At 72.8% G+C, this 12,721-nt stretch carries 13 protein-coding genes; 8 read left to right on the top strand and 5 right to left on the bottom strand.

Translation table 11 applies throughout. The annotated features are described in order from the left end of the window. Positions 1-15 precede the first annotated feature (15 nt). Positions 16-423, top strand: a complete 408-nt coding sequence (locus Actkin_RS20550) for a PPOX class F420-dependent oxidoreductase (protein WP_189211134.1) — start codon at positions 16-18, stop codon at positions 421-423. Positions 424-426: 3 nt separating this feature from the next. On the opposite strand, the gene Actkin_RS20545 is transcribed toward Actkin_RS20550, so the two are convergent. Further along, on the bottom strand, positions 427-1,398 hold the full coding sequence (locus tag Actkin_RS20545) for a helix-turn-helix transcriptional regulator (protein WP_189211133.1): 972 nt from the start codon (positions 1,396-1,398) through the stop codon (positions 427-429). Between the two features lie 175 nt (positions 1,399-1,573). On the opposite strand from Actkin_RS20545, the gene Actkin_RS20540 reads away from it, so the two are divergent. Continuing rightward, positions 1,574-3,340, top strand: a complete 1,767-nt coding sequence (locus Actkin_RS20540; protein ID WP_258903848.1) for a S8 family serine peptidase — start codon at positions 1,574-1,576, stop codon at positions 3,338-3,340. 243 nt (positions 3,341-3,583) lie between these two features. After that, positions 3,584-4,501 (top strand): ribonuclease Z, encoded by a 918-nt coding sequence (locus Actkin_RS20535; protein WP_258903847.1) that lies wholly within the window; start codon positions 3,584-3,586, stop codon positions 4,499-4,501. Here the strand turns inward: Actkin_RS20535 and Actkin_RS20530 are convergent. Beyond that, positions 4,467-4,976 carry a hypothetical protein gene (locus Actkin_RS20530; protein WP_258903846.1) on the bottom strand — a complete coding sequence of 170 codons (510 nt, stop codon included), beginning with the start codon at positions 4,974-4,976 and terminating at the stop codon, positions 4,467-4,469. The genes Actkin_RS20535 and Actkin_RS20530 overlap by 35 nt on opposite strands. 71 nt (positions 4,977-5,047) lie before the next feature. Between Actkin_RS20530 and Actkin_RS20525 the strand changes: the two genes are divergently transcribed. Then, entirely contained in the window at positions 5,048-5,482 is a 435-nt protein-coding gene (locus Actkin_RS20525) for a MarR family winged helix-turn-helix transcriptional regulator (protein ID WP_258903845.1), read from the top strand. Positions 5,483-6,068: 586 nt separating this feature from the next. Here the strand turns inward: Actkin_RS20525 and Actkin_RS20520 are convergent. Genes Actkin_RS20520 through Actkin_RS20510 form a run of 3 tightly spaced genes read right to left on the bottom strand, consistent with a single transcriptional unit; the run spans position 6,069 to position 7,234 of the window. Then, positions 6,069-6,422, bottom strand: coding sequence for a DUF8129 domain-containing protein (locus Actkin_RS20520; RefSeq protein WP_258903844.1), 354 nt, complete (start codon positions 6,420-6,422; stop codon positions 6,069-6,071). A 15-nt stretch (positions 6,423-6,437) separates the two neighbouring features. Then, the gene (locus Actkin_RS20515) at positions 6,438-6,617 is read right to left on the bottom strand and encodes a hypothetical protein (protein ID WP_189211127.1); all 180 of its coding nucleotides are present in this window, start codon (positions 6,615-6,617) and stop codon (positions 6,438-6,440) included. Beyond that, the gene (locus tag Actkin_RS20510; RefSeq protein WP_189211126.1) at positions 6,614-7,234 is read right to left on the bottom strand and encodes a Rho termination factor N-terminal domain-containing protein; all 621 of its coding nucleotides are present in this window, start codon (positions 7,232-7,234) and stop codon (positions 6,614-6,616) included. The genes Actkin_RS20515 and Actkin_RS20510 overlap by 4 nt, the downstream gene beginning before the upstream one ends. A 131-nt stretch (positions 7,235-7,365) precedes the next feature. Between Actkin_RS20510 and Actkin_RS20505 the strand changes: the two genes are divergently transcribed. The 4 genes from Actkin_RS20505 to ctaD all read left to right on the top strand — a co-directional run bounded on the left by Actkin_RS20505 (position 7,366) and on the right by ctaD (position 12,708). Continuing rightward, complete coding sequence (locus Actkin_RS20505) at positions 7,366-8,718, top strand: NAD(P)/FAD-dependent oxidoreductase (protein WP_258903843.1); 1,353 nt, start codon at positions 7,366-7,368, stop codon at positions 8,716-8,718. Positions 8,719-8,756: 38 nt separating this feature from the next. Continuing rightward, the gene (locus tag Actkin_RS20500; protein ID WP_258903842.1) at positions 8,757-9,905 is read left to right on the top strand and encodes a glycosyltransferase family 9 protein; all 1,149 of its coding nucleotides are present in this window, start codon (positions 8,757-8,759) and stop codon (positions 9,903-9,905) included. Beyond that, the gene (locus tag Actkin_RS32650) at positions 9,902-10,816 is read left to right on the top strand and encodes a glycosyltransferase family 9 protein (RefSeq protein WP_189211124.1); all 915 of its coding nucleotides are present in this window, start codon (positions 9,902-9,904) and stop codon (positions 10,814-10,816) included. Before Actkin_RS20500 ends, Actkin_RS32650 begins: the two co-directional genes overlap by 4 nt. Before the next feature lie 119 nt (positions 10,817-10,935). Then, a complete protein-coding gene (gene ctaD, locus Actkin_RS20485) occupies positions 10,936-12,708 on the top strand; it encodes an aa3-type cytochrome oxidase subunit I (RefSeq protein WP_258903841.1) in 1,773 nt (590 codons plus the stop codon). The last annotated feature ends 13 nt before the right edge of the window (positions 12,709-12,721 follow it).

Raw genomic sequence — 12,721 nt, 5'->3', positions numbered from 1 at the left:
GGGCAGGATGGTGACATGTCACCTGAATTGCGCGCGCTCATCGCCGCCGGTCCGATGGCCCACCTCAGCACCATCAACCCCGACGGGAGCCCGCAGGTCTCGGTCATCTGGATCGGCATGGACGGCGACGACCTCGTCAGCGGCCACATGTCCTGGTACGTGAAGCTGCGCAACATCCGGCGGGACCCGAGGGTCGTGCTCTCCTTCGACGCCCCGCGCGACCCCGGCGTCTTCCTCAACGAGTACGCCGTGGTGCGGGCGCGGGCCACCGTCGAGGCGCGCGACGACGCCTGGGACCTGCTCGACCGGCTCGCGAAGGTCTACATGGCCCCGGACGCGGAGTTCCCCGCGCCCAAGGGGCCCGGCTACGTGGTGCGCTACCGCGTCGAGCGCGTGGGCGGCGTCGGTCCCTGGGCCGGGTAGCGCTCAGAGCCAGCCGCGCCTGCTGGCCTGCAGGGCGGCCTGGAAGCGGGTCGTCGCGTCCAGGGTGTTCATCAGCTCGGTCAGCCTGCGGGTGACCGTGCGCTCGGCGATGTCGAGCGCGCGGGCGATGGCCTTGTCCTTCATGCCCGCCGCGAGCATGGTGAGGATCTGCCGGTCGGTCTCGCTCGGCTCGGTCATCGGGGTCCTGCCCGCATCGGGGCCGAGCGGGGTGGCCCGCTCCCACAGCATGTCGAAGCACGCCACCAGCGCGCTGAGCAGCGGCGACTGGTGCACGATGATCCGCACGCCGGTCTCGGCGGCGTCGAAGCTGAGCGGGATGAGCGCGATCCGGCTGTCCACAATGGTCATCTTCATGTGGATGTCGGGCAGGGCGCGGGCCTGCTCGCCCGCTGCCATGTAGCGGCGGATCTCGGCGATGCGGCCGTGGTCGGCGATCGCGGGCGTGTGGTAGATCGAGCGGTAGACCACGCCGCGGGCCAGCGCCTGCCACTCCGGCGGGTTGTCCATCGGCCTGCCGGTCATGTACGGCGGGCAGTCCACAATGCACACCTCCTGCTCCGCGCTCAGCTGGATGCGCGCCAGCTGCTGGCGCACCGCCTCCTCGCCCTCGACGAGCTCGATCAGCTCGGCGGCCCGGCCGCTGGGCGCGGCGTCGAGGCGGCGGCCGAGGTCGCGGGCGGCCACCCGCAGGTTCTCCAGCTCCTGCCTGCGGCGCACCACGAGCGCGTCGATGGCGACCTCCGGCGGCGCGGGCACGTACCGGGCTGGCGTGCCCGCCAGCCGGGTGACCAGCCCGCTGTCCAGCAGCCGCGCCAGCGGGCGGCGCACCTGCGCGGTCGAGTGGTGCGTCCGCGCGGCGAGTTCGGGGAGCGTCAGGTGCGGGGTGTCGATCAGCGCGACGTACAGCGCGCTCTCGGCCCGGCCCATGCCGACCGGCTCCAGCATCGCGTCCATGCGGCGACACGGTACTCCGCCGTGATGGCGAGTTCCGGCTAGTGGCGGAAACCCGCCACGTTATCGGCATAAATCCGCGTTATGTTCCTGACCGAACGTTTTCCTTCGTTCATCGGAGAACTCAAAGATGATCCCTGCACAGATCAGACGACGCGGCAAAATCTCCGCCGCAGTCGTGGCCGCGGTGACCCTCGCCGGTCTCACCGCAACCGCTTCGCCCGCAGTAGCGGACGAAGGCGTCATCCTCGGCGCAGGCGGTCCCGGAGCCGTCGCCGACCGCTACATCGTCGCGCTGAAGGACCGGACGGCAGCCGTGTCCGCGAGCGCGGCCGCGCTGGCCAACTCCTACGGCGGCCAGGTCAAGTACACCTACGAGCACGCCATGCGCGGGTTCTCGCTGGTCATCGGCGAGCGGCAGGCCCGACGCCTGGCCGCCGACCCGAGGGTGGAGTTCGTCGAGCAGGTCACCATGGCCCGCGCGGCGGACACCCAGACCAACCCGCCCTGGGGCCTGGACCGCATCGACCAGCGGGACCGGCCGCTCAACCAGTCCTACACCTACCCGTCGCAGGGTGGCACGGGCGTCACCGTCTACATCATCGACAGCGGCACGCGCATGACCCACCGCGACTTCACCGGTCGGATCACCGCGGGCCCGGACTTCATCGACAACGACACCAACCCCAGCGACTGCAACGGCCACGGCACGCACGTCGCGGGCTCGGCGGCGGGCACGACCTACGGCGTGGCCAAGAAGGCGCGCATCGTGCCGGTCCGCGTGCTCGACTGCGCGGGCAGCGGCCCGTGGGACACCGTCGTCAGGGCCGTCGACTGGGTGACGGCGAACGCGGCCAAGCCCGCCGTCGTGAACATGAGCCTGGGCGGCAGCGGCACGCAGACCGCGCTGGAGAGCGCGGTCCGGCGGTCCATCGCCTCCGGGGTCACCTACACGCTGGCCGCGGGCAACAGCGACTCCGACGCGTGCAACTTCACCCCGGCGCGCACGCCGGAGGCCATCACCGTCGGCAACAGCACCAGCAGCGACACCCGGTACACCGGCATCGGCCCCAGCAACTACGGGCGCTGCCTGGACATCTGGGCGCCCGGCGCCAGCATCCTCTCCGCCTGGCACACCGGCGACACCGCGACCAACACCATCTCCGGCACGTCGATGGCCTCGCCGCACGTCGCGGGCGCGGCGGCGCTGTACCTGGGCGCCAACCCGAGCGCCACGCCGCAGCAGGTCCGCGACGCGCTGGTCACCAACGCCAGCAGCGGCAAGCTGACCGGCATCGGCACCGGCTCGCCGAACCTGCTGCTCTACACCGGGTTCATCGGCGACGGCAACCCCGACCCGACCAACCCCGACGTCGCCGAGCCGGGCGACCAGTCCACGGCGGTCGGCACCCCGGTGAACCTGCAGCTGCGCGTCACCGGCGGCACCGCGCCGTACCGGTGGACCGCGGAGGGCCTGCCCGCTGGCCTGGCCATCAACGCCTCCACCGGCCTGATCAGCGGCACCCCGACCACCGTCGGCGACAACAAGGTCGTCGTCACCGCGACCGACGCGGCGGGCAAGGCCGACTCGGCGTCGTTCTCCTGGAGCATCACCGAGGACGGCGGCGGCGGCGACTGCGGCGACCACGAGCACAGCGCCACCGGCACCCTCGCCAGCGGCGGCAGCCAGTACCAGCCCACCGGCGGCTACTACCGCACCACCACGACCGGCGCGCACCGGGCGAACCTGTGCGGTCCCGACGGCTCGGACTTCGACGTGTACCTGCAGAAGTACACCAGCTACGGCTGGGCGACCGTCGCGCAGGGCATCACGCCGGGCAACACCGAGACCATCGACTACACCGGCACCGCCGGATACTACCGCTACCGGGTCCACGCCTACAGCGGAAGCGGCGACTACACCCTTGGTTACACCGTGCCGTGAGGCGGTGAGCCCCGAGGATCGCTCTCCCGGCGTGCCGAGCTCCCCGCATCGCGCGCCCTGAGCTACGGCTAGCCGACGAGAGCCGCCGGGCACCACTGCGCTGGCGCCCGGCGCCCCGGTGGGGGGATCGGCCGCCCGATGACGATCGGGCGGCCGTCTCCCATCGGTGCCCGGGCGGCCCGCTTCCACTGTGGACGAATAATCGGGTTGGGGGAGCGGGGAAGAGGCCATAGGGTTCGGGGCATGTCTCCCCGGGAACTGGTCGTGCTGGGCACCGCGAGCCAGGTGCCGACGCGGCGGCGCAACCACAACGGCTACCTGCTGCGGTGGGACGGGGAGGGGCTGCTGTTCGACCCGGGGGAGGGGACGCAGCGGCAGCTGACGCTGGCGGGGGTGTCCGCCACCGACATCACCCGGATCTGCCTGACCCACTTCCACGGCGACCACTGCCTCGGCGTCCCCGGCGTCGTGCAGCGGCTGTCGCTGGACCGGGTGGCCCGTCCCGTCCACGCGCACTACCCGGCGAGCGGGACCGACCACTTCCGCGCTCTGCGCCACGCCTGCGCGTTCCACGACGTGCTGGACCTGCGGGAGGAGCCGGTCGACCGCGACGGCCCGATCGCGGTGGGGGCGTTCGGCACGCTGTCGGCGCGGGCGCTGGACCACCGCGTGCAGACCTTCGGCTACCGGCTGGTCGAGCCGGACGGGCGGAGCATCCGGCCGGACCTGCTGGACCGCCACGGCCTGTCCGGCCCGATCGTCGGCCGACTGCAGCGGGACGGGGAGGTGGTCGTCGACGGCCGGACGGTCCGGCTGGCCGACGTCAGCGAGCCGCGCCGGGGGCAGCGGTTCGCGTTCATCATGGACACCCGCCTGTGCGACGCGGTCTTCGCCCTCGCGGACGGCGCGGACCTGCTCGTCATCGAGTCCACCTTCCTGTCGGAGGACCAGGCCCTCGCTGAGGAGTACCGCCACCTGACGGCCGCCCAGGCCGGGCGCGTGGCCGCCGAGTGCGGGGTCCGCACGCTGGTGCTGACCCACTTCTCCCAGCGCTACGACGACCCGGCCCGGTTCCACGCGGAGGCGGCGGCGGTGTTCTCCGGGGACGTCGTGGTCGCCGAGGACCTCATGCGGGTCCCCGTCCCGAAGCGGCGGGGGTAGCGGTCACGCACGCCTGCCGGACCATGCCGATCCACCACACGACGGTGAACGCGATGACGGTCGGGTTCTTCACGAAGAGCAGCGCGGCCAGGTAGCCCTGCCGCCACGCCTCCGGCAGCAGCGCGGAGACCCCTTGCTCCGCCCCGAGGTCGAAGACCAGGAACGCGACCGACAGCCCTAACCCTTGGTACACAAGGGAACGCCAGTGGGCGGTGACGAACTCTTGGATCCTCGGCCACGCCACCGTGATGCCCCGCATCGCCAACCGCCACACGACGACCACCAGCAGGACCCGGGCGACCACGACCACCACCTCGGACGCGGCCGCCACCCCCGACGGCACGGCGTCACCCCACCCCACCATCGCCAGCCGCTGCACCGACCCCACCAGCGACAACCCGACGATCGGTTTCCAGTGCCGCAGGTAGAACCGGACCGCCCATCGCGGTACCGCCGCGGCCAGCCACCACTCCATCGCAGACCCTTCAGATCGCTGAACAATTTAGTTCAGTCTACTGAAATATCTCGGGCGGTAAAGTGAGCGGCATGGACGGGCAGCACCTGGGCATGCGGCTGAGCACGGCGGTGGTCGCGTTCCACGAGGCGGTGGGCGCCCATCTGGGCGTCACCGCCGTCGACCAGCGCGCCTACGCGATCGTCGCGGGGGAGGGCCGGATGTCGGCGGGCGACCTGGCCAAGCGCCTGGCACTCACCCCCGGCGCCGTCACCGGCATCGCCGACCGCCTGGAGCGCGCGGGCATCCTCACCCGCACCCCCGACCCCGCCGACCGCCGCCGAGTCCTCCTGACCGCCAACCCCGGCGCGTACGGCGACCTCCTGGCAGGCCTCGGCGCCGCCATGTCCGCCCTGACCGCCACCTACACCCCAGCCGAACAACAGACGATCGCCGACTGGGTGACCCGCACGATCGACATCCTCCGCGAACAAACCCAACGCCTGACGGACAACCACCCCCGCTGACCCTCGCAACCGGACGGGATGGTGCGAGAGGGACCGGCCGCGGTCCCTCGGCGGCGCAGCCCCCTTGCCGCCAGCCCGGCCGACATCCGGATGATCGCGTCATATGACCGCATCATCTGGATGATGAGAACATCCGGATGGGCAGAACATCCGGACGGCGGTCGGATCGCTTCTTCGCCATCCGCGTGCCAGCGCCACCGAACCACCCTTCGGCGGCGGTGAAGTCGGCCTCTTCGGCTGGAGGCGGGACTCGGCCACCGCCTGATCCACCGCGCCGCATGGTCGCTCCGGCGGATCGATGATCGAGCTGGTCGAGCTGGCCCGGTCCACCTTCGTCCCGCTGCCGGCTGCTTCGTTTCGCTGCCGGCTGCTTCGTTTCGCTGCCGGCTGCTTCGTCCCGTCGCTGGCTGCTTCGTCCCGTCGCCGGCCGCTTCGTCGTCCCGCCGCCTACCGCTTGTCGCCAATACCCCTTCTTCCGCCCCGCGCGGCCACCACCGGCCCCGACACGGCGACGTGTCGGGGCCGGTGGCACTTCCTCGGAATCTCGGATGTCCAGCGGGTATTGCTCGGTTGCTTTGAGCAACCCCTAGCGCGCCCGGTCGCCCTTCGGCTTGCCCGGTGAGTCCGGCACCCCGTGGGGAGGCGGGTGGATGGGCTCCGGCGACGTCGCCGGGGTCACCGGGGAGCCTGCGCTCGGGGCGGGGGGCTGTTCCGGGCGGGTCTCGTGGGTGCCGGATGACGGGGTCGCGCCCGCCGCCAGTTCCTCCAGCCTCGCGCTCAGCGCCGTGATGATCGGGGCGCGGGCGGCGTGTTCCTGTTCGTAGTCCAGGAGTTGGCGGACCTCGCCCTCCGTCAGCGAACGCACGCGGTCGCGCAGGGCGCCCGCGGGGAGGTGGTCGTAGTCGCTCAGCGGCAGGTCGCGCCGGTCGATGTCGCTCATCGTCAGGTTCCCGTCTCAGGCAGGCGACTCACCCGCGGGGTGGCCGCCGTGCTCCGCCGTGGTCTCCTCGGGGTCGATGTCCTGCTCGAACGCCGGTCCGTCGGGCTCCTCCCGGCGCTGGTCGCGCCGCTGCCCGAAAACGCGCTCCTCCAGGGCGTCCAGCGTCTCCTCCGGGTCGCGCCTCGGATCCGTCATGCGTCCTCGCGGTTCGGGTTCTCCAGGCGGAAGAAGTTGCTCGGCGTGCCGTCGGAGCGCTCCTCCTGGTAGATGAAGTTCAGGCCGCGCTCGTCGAAGGTGGCGAACCACTGGTCCCAGTCGACCCGGCGCAGCCGGTCGCCGCCGTAGCCGGGGAAGTCCAGGCGCAGGACGCCGAGGTGGTCGCCGTGCTCCGTGCCGCCGACGGTGGCCGGAACCGCGTCGCGCTCCTCGGCCCACCGCCGGATCACGTCGTGGTTGGTGGTCACCAGGCTCCGGCCGGGCCGCTCGGGCTCCTCGCCGGTCGAGGTCACCTCCTGGGCGTACTTCAGCGACTTCGACGAGGACTTGCCGCTCCGCACCCCGCCCCGGCCTGCGCTGTCGTCCTCCCGACGCGGCCGAGGCGCGGTCCGCCCGCCCATAGCCTCGCCGATCGCCTGGACGAGGTCGTCCTTGCGCATGGAGTGCGAGCCGCTGATCTCCAGCTGCTTGGCCTTCTCCCGCAGCTCCGCCACCGACATCCCGGCGAGGTCGTCCTCGGCGGTGGCGGGCGTGTGGTTCTCCTTCGTCCTGGTGGGGCTGTGGTTGTCCTTGGTCTGGCCACGCTGCTTTGCCATCACGTCCTCCTTCTGGCGCGTTCGCAGGCCTACCCGGGTGGTCCCGGCGCCAATCCCCCCGTACGGGGATTCGGCCCGAGCCGCCTCGGGTAGCCGTCGCGGAACTGCCGACGACACCGAGGGGACCGTCCATGTCGCACTCGACCCGCCGCCCGAGGATCCTGGTGGTCGGCGCGGGTTTCGCCGGGTACCACTGCCTCCGCGCGCTGGAACGCGCGCTCCCGCCGGAGGCCGCCGAGCTGGTCGTGGTGAACCCGACCGACTACATGCTCTACGTGCCGCTGCTGCCCGAGGTCGCGGGCGGCAGCCTCGACCCGCGCCGCGTCGCCGTGCCCCTGCACGGCACCCTCCCGCGCACCCGGCTGGTCCTCGGCCACGCCGACGCCGTCGACCTCGACGCCCGCACCTGCACCGTCATCGACGTGGAGGGCAAGGCGAACACCCTGGAGTGGGACTACCTCGTCCTCACCGTCGGCAGCGTGACGCGCCTGCTGTCGGTGCCCGGCGTCGCCGAGCACGCGATCGGCTTCAAGTCGGTCGCCGAGGGCATCTACGTCCGCGACCACGTCCTGCGCCAGCTGGAGCTGGCCGAGCAGTCCGACGACCCGGCCGAGCGCGCCGCCCGCGCCACCTTCGTCGTCGTCGGCGCTGGCTACACCGGCACCGAACTGGTCGCCCAGGGCCAGGAGCTGACCCGCCAGGCGCTGCGCCACCGGCACAAGGTCACCGAGGACGAGGTGCGCTGGATCCTGCTCGACATCGCCCCGCGCGTGCTGCCCGGCCTCGACGAGCGCCTGTCCGGCCCGGCCGAGGAGGTGCTGCGCGAACGCGGCGTGGACGTGCGGCTCAAGACCAGCGTCACCGAGGTCACCGCCGACTGCGCGCGCCTCAGCGACGGCGCCGAGATCCCGACGCGCACGGTGGTGTGGTGCGTCGGCGTGCGGCCCGACCCGCTGGTCGAGGGCCTGGGCCTGCCCACCGAGAAGGGACGGCTGAAGGTGGACACCCACCTGCGCGTCCCCGAGCACCCCCGGGTCTACGCCGCGGGCGACGTCGCCGCCGTCCCCGACGTGTTCCACCCCGGCCAGTCCACCCCGATGACCGCCCAGCACGCCCAGCGGCAGGGCCGCGCCGCCGCCCGCAACATCGCCGCCGAGCTGGGCTACGGCCGCCCCCGCGCCTACCGCCACCGCGACCTCGGGTTCGTCGTCGACCTCGCGGGCCGCGACGCCGTCGCCAACCCGCTGCGCGTGCCGCTGCGCGGGCTGCCCGCCAAGATCGTCGCCCGCGGCTACCACCTGCTCGCGCTGCCTGCCAACCGGCTGCGCGTCGTCGCCGACTGGTTCACCGACCTGGTCGCCCGCCGCCAGGTCGTGCAGTTCGGCCTCGTGCCCGGCAGCGGCGTCAGCCTCGCCGAGGCCGACCACGGCCCCGGCCGGGTGCCGCACCAGCGCGCGGAACGGGACCGGGTGCAGTCCTCCTGAGCGGGTTTGCCCGCCCCGGCCACGGGTAGATCCGCTGCGTGCGCCCCGACGACGTGACACCAGCCCTCGCCATCGGCCCGACGCCGCCGCCGTTCCCCGATGTCGCCCGCATCGCCGTGCTGCGCGGCGGCGGGCTCGGCGACCTGCTGTTCGCGGTACCCGCGATCGAGTCGTTGGCCGCGGCCTACCCGGACGCCGAGATCGTGCTCCTCGGCACCGGGTTCCACCGCGACCTGCTCGCCGACCGCCCCGGCCCGGTGTCGGCCGTGCTGCCGCTGCCCCGCGTGCACGGCGTGCACGACCCCGACGGGCTGGGCACCGACGAGGCCGCCGTGGAGCGCTTCACCGACCGGGCGGGCCACTTCGACCTCGGCGTGCAGGCGCACGGCGGCGGCCGCTGGTCCAACCCGTTCCTGCTGCGCCTGCGTCCCACCTGGACCGTCGGCTGCCGCACCCCCGACGCCGCCGAGCTGACCCGCTGCCTGCCGTTCAGCTACTACCAGCACGAGATCATGCGCGCGCTGGAGGTCGCGGGCCTGGCGGGCGCGCCCCCCGCCGCGCTGGTCCCGCGCGTGGCCGTCACCGACGCCGACCTCGCCGCCGCCGCCCGCGCCGTCGGCGAACCCGCCCGGCCCCGCCTCGTCGTGCACCCGGGCGCCACCGACCCGCGCAGGCGCTGGCCCGCCGAGCGCTTCGGCGAGGTCGCCGCCGCGCTCGCGGGCGACGCCGAGGTCGTCGTGATCGGCACCGCGGACGAGGCCGACCTCGCCGCCGCGGTGGTCGCCGCCGCCCACGACCGGCTCCCGCCCGCCGCGCGGGCCTCGGTGCGCTCGGTGGCGGGCGCGCTGGACGCGAAGGCCCTCATCGGCGTCCTGGCCACCGCCCGCGCCGTGGTGGCCAACGACAGCGGGCCGCGGCACCTCGCCGAGGCCGTCGGCGCCCCGACCGTGTCGGTCTACTGGATGGGCAACGTGATCAACGCCGGGCCGCCGGGCAGGCTGCGCCACCGGCTGCACATCTCCTGGACCGCGCGCTGCCCCGAGTGCGGCGCCGACTGCACCCGCCAGGACCTGGCCCGCTGCCCGCACCAGGTGTCCTTCGTCGCCGACGTCCCCGTCGAGGGCGTCCTGGCCGACACCGCGGACCTCGTCGGCCGCGGCGAGGCAGCCGACGAGCCCGCGGCATGATCCTCGTCCTGCGCGCGCTCAAGCTCGGCGACCTCCTGGTCGCCGTCCCGGCCCTGCGCGCGCTGCGCGCCCACTGGCCGGACCAGCGCGTGCTCTACGCGTGCCAGCCCTGGCTCGCGCCCGTCCTGCGGTTGACCGGCAGCGTCGACGAACTGGTCCCCGTGCACGGCCTCGAGCCGCTGCCCGAGCGCCTGCGCGGCGTCGACGTCGCGGTCAACATGCACGGCGCGGGCCCCACCAGCACCGAGATCCTCGACGCGCTCGCGCCAGCCCGGCGCATCGGCCACGCCCCCGGCTGGCCCGGGCCCGAGTGGCGCGACGACCTGCACGAGCGCGACAGGTGGTGCCGCCTGCTCACCGCCCACGGCATCCCGGCCGACCCCGCCGCCTACACCCTCGACCACCCCGGCGTCGCGTCACCGGCCCCCGGCGCCGTCCTGGTCCACCCCGGCGCGGCCTACGGCAGCAAGCGCTGGCCCGCCGAGCGCTTCGCCGCCGTCGCCCGCGCCCTGCGCGCCGACGGCCACCACGTCGTGGTCACCGGCGTCGAGAGCGAGCGGCCGCTGGCCGAGCGCGTGGCCGCTGAGTCCGGCGCTGACTGCCTGGCGGGCCACACCCCGCTGGACACCCTGGCCGCGCTGATCGCCGACGCCCGGCTGCTGGTCTCCGGCGACACCGGCGTCGCCCACCTGGCCACCGCGTACCGGACGCCGTCCGTCGTCCTCTTCGGACCGGTCGGCCCCGAGCAGTGGGGCCCGCCCGCCACCGGCCCGCACGTCACCCTGACCGCCGCCACCGCCCGCCGCGGCGACCCGTTCGCCGACGACCCCGACCCGGCCCTGCTGGGCGTCACGGTCGAGGAGGTCGTGGCCGCCGCCACCGGCCTGCTGGACCACCACCGCGCGGCCTGAACCCTCCGGCTTGAGCGAATCCGGCGCGGTCCCGGCACGATCGGCCGACGGGGCGCATGCGCGCCGCCGATCCCGGGTACCCGCGAGCGCCCTGGTCGTCGCATCAAGCGGGGGACGTCGTGACCCTGACCGAGAAGCCCGTGCCGGTCCGGCCCTACCCCACCCGCCCGCGCCCGCGCGGCTCGGTGCTCCTCGGCCTGCTCAGGACCACCGACCACAAGCAGATCGGCCTGCTCTACCTGACGACCAGCTTCGCGTTCTTCCTGGTCGGCGGCCTGATGGCGCTGCTGATGCGCGCCGAACTCGGCGCGCCGGGCATGCACTTCCTCTCCCACGAGCAGTACAACCAGCTGTTCACCATGCACGGCACAGTGATGATGCTGTTCTACGCCACCCCGAACGTGTTCGGCTTCGCGAACTTCATCCTGCCGCTGCAGATCGGCTCGCCGGACGTGGCGTTCCCCCGGCTCAACGCGCTGTCGTACTGGCTGTACCTCTTCGGCGGCGTCATCGCGATGTTCGGCTTCCTGACCCCGGGCGGCGCGGCCGACTTCGGCTGGTTCGCCTACACCCCGCTCTCCACCGCCACCTTCGCCCCCGGCCCCGGCGGCGACCTGTGGGCGGTGGGGCTCATCGTCAGCGGCCTGGGCACCATCCTCGGCGCGGTCAACATGTTCACGACCGTGGTGTGCCTGCGCGCGCCCGGCATGACGATGTGGCGGATGCCCATCTTCACCTGGAACATCTTCTTCACCAGCATCCTCGTGCTCCTCGCCTTCCCGATCCTCACCGCGGCGCTGTTCGGGCTGCTGGCCGACCGGCTGATCGGGGCGCACGTGTTCGACCCGGCCAACGGCGGGGCCATCCTGTGGCAGCACCTGTTCTGGTTCTTCGGCCACCCCGAGGTCTACATCGTCGCCCTGCCGTACTTCGGCATCATCAGCGAGATCATCCCGGTGTTCAGCCGGAAGCCGCTGTTCGGCTACAAGGGCATGGTGTTCGCGACAGTGGCGATCACCGGGCTGTCCATGACGGTGTGGGCGCACCACATGTTCGCCACGGGCGCGGTGCTGCTGCCGTTCTTCGCGTTCATGTCCTTCCTCATCGCCGTGCCGACCGGGATCAAGTTCTTCAACTGGGCGGGCACGATGTGGAAGGGGCAGCTCACCTTCGAGACACCCATGCTGTTCTCGGTCGGCTTCCTGGTGACGTTCCTGCTCGGCGGCCTGACCGGCGTGCTGCTGGCCGCGCCCTCGGCGGACTTCCACGTCACCGACACCTACTTCGTCGTGGCGCACTTCCACTACGTGCTGTTCGGCACGATCGTGTTCGCCACGTTCGCGGGCATCTACTTCTGGTTCCCGAAGATGACCGGCCGCTACCTGGACGAGGGCCTGGGCAAGCTGCACTTCTGGACGACGTTCATCGGCTTCCACACGACCTTCCTCGTGCAGCACTGGCTGGGCAACGAGGGCATGCCCCGCCGCTACGCCGACTACCTGCCCTCCGACGGCTTCACCACGATGCACGCCGTCTCCACGATCGGGGCGTTCCTCCTGGGCGCGTCGGTCGTTCCATTCGTGTGGAACGTCGTGCGCAGCTACCGCTTCGGCGAGCCCGTGGCCGTCGACGACCCCTGGGGCTACGGCAACTCCCTGGAGTGGGCCACCGGCTGCCCGCCGCCGCGGCACAACTTCACCGAACTGCCGCCCATCCGCTCCGAGCGGCCCGCCTTCGAGCTGCACTACCCGCACATGGTCGAGCGCTTCCGCGCCGAGGCGATGCAGAAGCCCCGCAAACGCGCCGAGCGCATGCCCGCGCCGTCGGAGATGGCCGCGGCGGGCACGCAGCCGGACGACCAGGACGACCGGGAGGACCCGCGCGGCAAGTGACCAGGGCGGTACT

Origin of the sequence: Actinokineospora sp. UTMC 2448 (assembly GCF_024760565.1) — a bacterium.
GTDB lineage: Bacteria > Actinomycetota > Actinomycetes > Mycobacteriales > Pseudonocardiaceae > Actinokineospora > Actinokineospora fastidiosa.
This window is presented reverse-complemented; position numbering and strand designations above follow the sequence as displayed.

Excerpts from the sequence above, each read along its gene's own strand:
- Actkin_RS20550 (WP_189211134.1), top strand. The coding sequence starts at position 16 with ATGTCACCTGAATTGCGCGCGCTCATCGCCGCCGGTCCGATGGCCCAC.
- Actkin_RS20545 (WP_189211133.1), bottom strand. The coding sequence starts at position 1,398 with ATGGACGCGATGCTGGAGCCGGTCGGCATGGGCCGGGCCGAGAGCGCG.
- Actkin_RS20535 (WP_258903847.1), top strand. The coding sequence starts at position 3,584 with ATGTCTCCCCGGGAACTGGTCGTGCTGGGCACCGCGAGCCAGGTGCCG.
- Actkin_RS20530 (WP_258903846.1), bottom strand. The coding sequence starts at position 4,976 with ATGGAGTGGTGGCTGGCCGCGGCGGTACCGCGATGGGCGGTCCGGTTC.
- Actkin_RS20525 (WP_258903845.1), top strand. The coding sequence starts at position 5,048 with ATGGACGGGCAGCACCTGGGCATGCGGCTGAGCACGGCGGTGGTCGCG.
- Actkin_RS20520 (WP_258903844.1), bottom strand. The coding sequence starts at position 6,422 with ATGAGCGACATCGACCGGCGCGACCTGCCGCTGAGCGACTACGACCAC.
- Actkin_RS20515 (WP_189211127.1), bottom strand. The coding sequence starts at position 6,617 with ATGACGGATCCGAGGCGCGACCCGGAGGAGACGCTGGACGCCCTGGAG.
- Actkin_RS20510 (WP_189211126.1), bottom strand. The coding sequence starts at position 7,234 with ATGGCAAAGCAGCGTGGCCAGACCAAGGACAACCACAGCCCCACCAGG.
- Actkin_RS20505 (WP_258903843.1), top strand. The coding sequence starts at position 7,366 with ATGTCGCACTCGACCCGCCGCCCGAGGATCCTGGTGGTCGGCGCGGGT.
- Actkin_RS32650 (WP_189211124.1), top strand. The coding sequence starts at position 9,902 with ATGATCCTCGTCCTGCGCGCGCTCAAGCTCGGCGACCTCCTGGTCGCC.